Source organism: Marivita sp., assembly GCF_965656765.1.
Classification (GTDB): domain Bacteria; phylum Pseudomonadota; class Alphaproteobacteria; order Rhodobacterales; family Rhodobacteraceae; genus Marivita.
Genome location: NZ_CBFHLV010000043.1, coordinates 21,654 through 27,815 on the forward strand (window position 1 = coordinate 21,654; position 6,162 = coordinate 27,815).

Sequence of the window (6,162 nt, forward strand, 5' to 3'; positions counted from 1 at the left end):
CCATGTTGAAAACCCGCATCATTCCCTGTCTCGATGTTGCCGATGGCCGCGTGGTCAAAGGTGTGAATTTCGTCGATCTGCGCGACGCCGGTGATCCGGTGGATGCCGCCCGCGCCTATGATGCGGCGGGCGCGGATGAGATTTGTTTTCTCGACATCCATGCGACACATGAAAACCGCGGTACGATGTTCGATGTGGTCACCCGCACGGCCGAGCAATGCTTTATCCCGCTAACCGTGGGCGGAGGCGTCCGCACAGTCGCTGATGTGCGCGCACTCTTGTTAGCAGGGGCCGACAAAGTGTCATTCAACTCTGCCGCTGTCGCCAACCCCGATGTAGTGGCCGAAGCAGCGGACCAGTTCGGCAGCCAATGCATCGTCGTCGCCATCGACGCCAAAACGGTAGAACCCGGCCGGTGGGAAATCTTCACTCATGGCGGCCGGAAGCCGACGGGCATCGACGCGGTGGAGTTTGCCAAAACCGTCACCGCCAAAGGGGCCGGGGAAATTCTGCTCACCTCAATGGACCGTGACGGCACCCAAGCAGGCTTCAACCTGCCGCTCACACGCGCGATTTCCGATGCGGTCGATGTGCCAGTCATCGCATCAGGCGGGGTCGGCACGCTGGATCACCTTGTCGAAGGCGTGACAATGGGCGGTGCCAGCGCCGTGCTGGCCGCGTCAATCTTCCATTTCGGCGAATATACAATTGGCGAAGCCAAGGCCCACATGGCCGCCGCAGGCATCCCGGTGAGGCTGACATGACACTCGAAGAGCTTGAACAGATCGTCGCAGTCCGCGCAGGCGCATCAGCCGATGAAAGCTGGACCGCCAAGTTGCTGGTCAAAGGCCCGGAAAAATGCGCCGAGAAATTCGGCGAAGAAGCGATTGAAGCCGTGATCGAAGCGGTCAAAGGCGACCGCGACCGCCTGACCTCGGAAGCCGCCGATGTACTGTTCCACCTGTTGGTGATGCTCAAATCCCGCGATGTGGCGCTGGCCGATGTGATGGCGGAACTGGGCCGACGTCAGGGCCAATCCGGACTAGCGGAAAAAGCATCCCGGTCCTGAACGTCTCTGGTTTCAAAATATCTAGGGGTTTGGGGCAGAGCCCCAAGCGTTTCCGTCACCGGAAACGATACGACGCATCGCCCCACCGTCTGCCAGACATCAAAGCTTGGACGAAATCACACCGGTGTTAAACCCGCCCATGCGCAATTCCCCCATAAGACGCTGATATTCGATCTTGGGACAGCGGTTCATGATCACATCAACATCCCGCGCCTCGGCCTTGGCCGCGGCCCCGGGATGTTCGACACCAATCTGCATCCAGATGGTTTGTAAATCCGGAAACCGCTCCAACGCCTCGTCCACAATGGGCGGCACCGCTTCGGATCGTCGGAAGATGTCGACCATATCCACCGGTCCGTCGATCTCGGACAGGGACGCTTTGACCTCTGCGCCAAAAAGCTGCTTACCAGCGTGGCCGGGATTGACCGGGATCACGCGGTATCCCTTGAGCGACAGGTAGCGCGCCACGAAATAGGACGGGCGCACAGAATTCATCGACACGCCGACAACCGCCACGGTTTTGGCGCGTTTGAGAATGTCGCGGAGGTGAGCATCACTGTAGGTCATAGCGCGACCTTAGACTTGAGATCCAAAAACAAAAAGCGCCCAAGGGGAGACCTTGGGCGCAAGTGTTGGAACGAGGGACAGTGAAGGTGCAGCGGGTGTTCCATTCCCGCGCTCCTAACATTTAGGTAGGCGCGATTTTCCACGTTTAAAGAGAATAACCACCAGTTTTGGTCACATATTTGTCAGCACTCACGGCGATAACGGCTCTGACACAACCTCCGGCTGCGTGACATGCAGCGTTTCGTGTATTCGTTCAGACGAATCCTCACCGACACGACGCGCCCGGCGATAGAGAAACAGCTTACCCCACCCTTTCCAATTGCCCGAAGACGGCGCGTGTGCGTTTTGCGGAAACCGGACACGCCAGTTTCCAGGCAGCGGCAAACCCGCACTCTCGGCGCGATCCAGCATCCAGACCAAGGGGATATTGGCCAAGGGTCGCGCTTCTTCGTGGCCACGCAGCTGGCCGCCGATATCGCCATGTACCCCTTTGAACCAAACTTGTTCGATATGGCCTTGCCAATTGGGCGGGCACGACCACAACACCGGTTCATATGCCATACGCCGCTCGTGATAGGCCAGTGCTTGCAGGCCGCATTGAATAGACGGGCCCAGCTGATCATTGTGAAAGGCGTGTTTGTCATTGGTAAAACGCCACAGCACGGGGAGGCGCATGCCCAACGCCTTGACCGTGTCCCACACCCCAACGACGGTGATGCGCGGTTGATCGTGACAATATAAGCTGACAAAGCGTCGGGCGGCCGCACCGTCAGCATCATAGCGATAAAGACGGTAAATCTGGCGCACATTGCGTTCGGTTGCATGCTCTGCACGGATCAGGCCAACACAGTCAATGATCCCTGCCAAGGACCGCACCGCATAAGCCCCGCGCGAGTAGCCGAACAGGAAAATCCGGTCCCCCGGTTTATAGCGTGACGCCAGAAACCCATAAGCGCGACAGATCTGGCGGTTGATGCCGCGTCCAACCATGATGTCAGACGCGCTGCGCCAGTCAGACCATTGCAGACCGGATTCGTAATAAAGCGACAGGTCGCCGCCGACCTCTTGCAGCAAACGATACAGCCGCCCAGCGTTGGTTTCTTCCCCCGGCTCAAGCGACGACAACGTCCCGTCAAGAATGATCACGTGGTCACGGGTACCACGCCGAATGGTGATGGGCGACTGGTCCGCAGAAAACCGCCTGCGGAACCAGCCAAAGACGGTATCACTCAGCCGCGACGCGCGCATCCTGTAGCATTCCCCAAACCCGTTGCGGCGTGAACGGCATGTCAGCCTGCCGGACCCCACGCGACCACATCGCGTCTTGCACCGCGTTGGCGACAGCGGCCAGGGCACCCACTGTGCCCGCTTCGCCGCAGCCTTTCATGCCCATCGGGTTGGTAACCGACGGCGTTCCTTCGGTGGTGAATCCAATCATGGGGATATCATCGGCGCGCGGCATGGCATAGTCCATGAACGTTGCCGTGAGCAGCTGACCATCCTCGTCGTAAACCACACGTTCGGTGAGCGCTTGACCCAAGCCCTGCGCGACGCCGCCGTGCACCTGCCCTTCGGCCAGCATCGGGTTGATAAGGTTGCCGAAATCGTCAACCACGGCATAGCGGTCAACGACCACATGACCCGTTTCCGGATCAATCTCGACCTCGGCCACATGCGCACCATTCGGGTACGACCGGCCATCAAGCGTCGCCGTTGCGTCAAACGTCAAAAGGTCGGTGCGCCCCGCATCCCGCGCCATCTGTGCAACTTCCAGCATGGTGGGCGTGACGTTTGATGTGCCAACACGGAACTGCTCGTCGTCAAAGCTGATCTCGCTCTCATCCACGCCCTGTTGCTCGGACAGGAACGCGGTGAACGCGACGACAATCTTGTCCACAGCAGCAAGTGTGGCGGTATTTTGGATCGTGACCGACCGCGACCCACCGGTGCCACCTCCGCGTGCAATAAGGTCACTGTCGCCTTGCACGAACCTGATCTTGTCGGCGGGGATACCCGTCTGATCCGCGAGGAATTGCGTGAACACGGTTTCGTGCCCCTGCCCGTTCGACTGCGTGCCGACATAGATGGACGCGCCGCCATCGTCGTCAAACGTGACCTTCACATCCTCAACCGGCGCGCCAAGAATGCTCTCAATGTAATAGCACAGGCCCATGCCCCGTAGTTTGCCCTGCGCATTGGATGCGGCACGACGCGCCTCAAACCCATCGCGGTCGGCAAAGCCTGCAGCGCGGTTCAGAACACGATCGAAATCGCCGACATCATATGTCTCGCCCGTGGTTGTTGTGTAGGGAAACTGGTTCGGCTTGATAAAGTTGGTGCTGCGCAGTTCCCACGGATCAACGCCAAGGTCACGCGCCGCGCGATCCATGACACGTTCCAGAAGATAGATCGCCTCTGGCCGGCCTGCCCCACGATAGGCATCAACCGGCGTGGTGTTGGTATAAATCCCTTCCACCTGAAGCCACGAGGTCTGCACATCATAAGTGCCCATCAAGACCTTGGAAAACAGGCTGGTCTGGATCGCTTGGGCAAAATGCGAATTATACGCGCCCAAGTTCGCCACCGTATGAACCCGGTAAGCGGTGATCCGATTGTTTTCGTCAAACGCCAGTTCAGCGGTGTGACGCAAATCACGCCCCGCATTGTCCGACAGCATCGCCTCGGTGCGTTCCGACATCCAGCGCACGGGTCGACCCAGCATCTTGCAAGCAATCGCGGTCAGGAAATTTTCCGGATGCGGCATTGCCTTCATCCCGAAGCCCCCGCCGGTGTCGGGATTGGTGACACGAATATCTTCCTCGGCCATACTCAAGACACGAGACATCTGTTTCTTATGTTCCCACACGCCTTGAGCGTTGACTGCAAAATGCAGGCGATCACCATCCATCTCGGCGTAGCAACCACGAGGCTCCATCGCGTTAACGATGATGCGGTTGTCTTCCACATCCAGGCTAACTGTACGGTGCGCGGTATCGAACGCCTGCTTGGTCGCGGCCTCGTCCCCCATGCCCCAGTCAAATGCGACGTTGCCCGGCGCCTCTGCATGGAGCGGCTCACCACCCGAGGCAAGCCCCAGATGTACCGGCTTGTCGCTATAATCAAAAACGATCAGTTCCGCAGCATCCCGAGCCGCTTGAAGACTGTCAGCGACGACAAAGGCGACCGCCTCACCAACATAACGCACGGTGTCAGTGGCTAGCACCGGGCGGAACGGCGACGCTCCATCAGTGCCGTCGCGATTGGGCACCGTCGTGCCCCACAACCCTTCGGTATAGCCCGCCTCGGTCAGATCCGCCGAAGTGAGGACCATGTGAACCCCGGGTGCCGCTCGCGCCTCGGATACATCCAGCGTGTCTATGTTCGCATGGGCGACTGACGACCGAAACACATAGCCTCGCAACGCATCTGCAGGCGCAATGTCGTCGACATAGCGCCCCGTTCCATTGAGAAAGCGTACATCCTCGACCCGTTTGACCGGTTGTGATTTGCCAAACTTATCCATTCTGCCCTCGCGGATTTATACCTATTCAATTGGCTGGGAGACTAGCCTGCGAGGCGGCACTGTCCAGCGGGTTCGACGAATGAATCGAGGTTTACAATCTCATGTGTGCCATAGCCGTTGAACCCGGTGACCAAGGCAAGGCTGTAGGCCCCAGCTCCGGTCAGCAGCAGGTAGTCACCGTCATCCGTCGCGGCAGGCAAATCCCATGTGCCCGGAACCCTGTCCAGACTGTCACACGTCGGTCCGAATATGTTGAAAGGGATTTTGGCGCCTGCGATTGGGTGTCCATTGACGGACAGCACTGTTTGGCAACCCGGGATCGGCATATCGCGCCATTCGCCCAAAGCGCCGTAAAGACCGTCGTTCAGGTAAAGCACCTGCTCGCTCCGCGCCTTTACCCTAAGCAAAAGCCAAAGCGCATCAGCTACCATTGCACGCCCTGGCTCGCACCACAGGCGCGGTGGCTGATCGGGGCAATGCATGTCCACCGCGTTGCCGATCATTGCGAAGATTCGCTGCCAGAGTTCGGCCTGGCCATCGCCAGCTGACGGGAACCCACCGCCAACATTCAACGCGGCCAATCGCACCCCAGCGCGTTGCGCAATCTTGGCACAGGCAACGATGTAATCCGCCCAGCTGGCCGGATCCGTACATTGCGTGCCGGGATGAAAGGTCAGCGCCGGTGTCAGCCCCAATTCAGCAACACGTTGTAAAAGGGCCACGGCGGCAGCGGGGTGCGCACCGAACTTGCTGCCGAAATCATAAGCACCGCCACCGCGCCCAAGCGACACCCGTACGGCAATTTCCGTGTCAGGCGGCAAAGTGCCCAGCTTTTCAAGCTCGGACATACGATCCACCGACCATGAAGCTACACCCAAAGACATGGCCTCTGTGATTTCATCGCGCGACCGGATCGGGTTGTGGTAATGCAACCGCGCGTCCGGACATACCAGCCGAACCGCACGCATCTCGGGCACAGAGGCGACATCAAACGCTCTGATGC

General features: G+C 59.2%; 6 protein-coding genes. 2 read left to right on the forward strand and 4 right to left on the reverse strand.

Features of this window, described 5'->3' with window-relative positions:
- Positions 1 to 2 precede the first annotated feature (2 nt).
- A complete protein-coding gene (hisF, locus tag ACTG4M_RS12020; protein WP_439123902.1) occupies positions 3 to 764 on the forward strand; it encodes an imidazole glycerol phosphate synthase subunit HisF in 762 nt (253 codons plus the stop codon).
- Positions 761 to 1,069, forward strand: coding sequence for a phosphoribosyl-ATP diphosphatase (locus ACTG4M_RS12025; protein WP_439123903.1), 309 nt, complete (start codon positions 761 to 763; stop codon positions 1,067 to 1,069). Before hisF ends, ACTG4M_RS12025 begins: the two co-directional genes overlap by 4 nt.
- Positions 1,070 to 1,168: 99 nt before the next feature.
- Here the strand turns inward: ACTG4M_RS12025 and ACTG4M_RS12030 are convergent, their stop codons facing one another.
- The 4 genes from ACTG4M_RS12030 to ACTG4M_RS12045 form a co-directional block, all read right to left on the reverse strand.
- Positions 1,169 to 1,636 (reverse strand): CoA-binding protein, encoded by a 468-nt coding sequence (locus ACTG4M_RS12030; RefSeq protein WP_439123904.1) that lies wholly within the window; start codon positions 1,634 to 1,636, stop codon positions 1,169 to 1,171.
- Positions 1,637 to 1,825: 189 nt separating this feature from the next.
- The gene (locus ACTG4M_RS12035; RefSeq protein WP_439123905.1) at positions 1,826 to 2,884 is read right to left on the reverse strand and encodes a DUF2235 domain-containing protein; all 1,059 of its coding nucleotides are present in this window, start codon (positions 2,882 to 2,884) and stop codon (positions 1,826 to 1,828) included.
- The gene (locus ACTG4M_RS12040) at positions 2,862 to 5,159 is read right to left on the reverse strand and encodes a xanthine dehydrogenase family protein molybdopterin-binding subunit (protein WP_439123906.1); all 2,298 of its coding nucleotides are present in this window, start codon (positions 5,157 to 5,159) and stop codon (positions 2,862 to 2,864) included. The genes ACTG4M_RS12035 and ACTG4M_RS12040 overlap by 23 nt, the downstream gene beginning before the upstream one ends.
- A gap of 41 nt (positions 5,160 to 5,200) precedes the next feature.
- A partial coding sequence (locus ACTG4M_RS12045) for a type III PLP-dependent enzyme (RefSeq protein ID WP_439123907.1) occupies positions 5,201 to 6,162 on the reverse strand: 962 nt, incomplete at its 5' end.

Coding starts and splice junctions, on each gene's coding strand:
- ACTG4M_RS12035 (WP_439123905.1), bottom strand. CDS start 2,884: ATGCGCGCGTCGCGGCTGAGTGATACCGTCTTTGGCTGGTTCCGCAGG.
- hisF (WP_439123902.1), top strand. CDS start 3: ATGTTGAAAACCCGCATCATTCCCTGTCTCGATGTTGCCGATGGCCGC.
- ACTG4M_RS12025 (WP_439123903.1), top strand. CDS start 761: ATGACACTCGAAGAGCTTGAACAGATCGTCGCAGTCCGCGCAGGCGCA.
- ACTG4M_RS12040 (WP_439123906.1), bottom strand. CDS start 5,159: ATGGATAAGTTTGGCAAATCACAACCGGTCAAACGGGTCGAGGATGTA.
- ACTG4M_RS12030 (WP_439123904.1), bottom strand. CDS start 1,636: ATGACCTACAGTGATGCTCACCTCCGCGACATTCTCAAACGCGCCAAA.